We start from the raw sequence: 528 nt of genomic DNA, 5'->3' as shown, positions 1-528 counted from the left end.
GAACTATGCAAAGAAAAACCCACACTCAATGGGCGCATGGTCATCAGACTCTAAATCCCATGTATCAAGCATGGCGGGTGACGATTTCTTTGGTAGCGAGAAATCAACAACCATTTCTGGCGCAACAGAAGTAAAAATCGAGTTTGTTGGCGCAGATGGCTCTGTAAAAGAGCTAAAATCTGCTTTCCCACTGTTAGACAAAGAAGTTATTGATAGCTCTGTACTGAAGAAAAAAGCATTGGTTGAGTTCTTCGAAAAAGAAATCGCAGATGCGAAAGAGCAAGACGTACTGCTTTCTCTACACATGAAAGCGACGATGATGAAGGTTTCTGACCCGGTTATCTTCGGTCACGCTGTAAAAGTGTACTACAAAGACGTTTTTGCTAAATACGGTAAGTTATTCGAAGAGCTTGGCGTTGATGTAAATAATGGTCTTGGTGATGTTTACTCGAAAATCGAGTCACTACCAGCAGCACAGAAAGAAGAGATTGAAGCGGCAATTCAGGCGGTTTACCAAACTCAGCCTGA

Annotated in this window: 1 protein-coding gene; it reads left to right on the top strand. The window is 42.4% G+C overall.

Annotation, left to right across the window (positions count from 1 at the left end):
• The coding region (locus R7Z49_RS27390) for an NADP-dependent isocitrate dehydrogenase (RefSeq protein ID WP_318112814.1) at window positions 1-528 on the top strand (528 nt) is incomplete at both ends.

Origin of the sequence: Vibrio sp. 1562 (genome assembly GCF_033340155.1) — a bacterium.
GTDB lineage: Bacteria > Pseudomonadota > Gammaproteobacteria > Enterobacterales > Vibrionaceae > Vibrio > Vibrio alginolyticus.
Note: the sequence above shows the minus strand (reverse complement) of the source record. Positions and strands in the feature narration are given on the sequence as shown.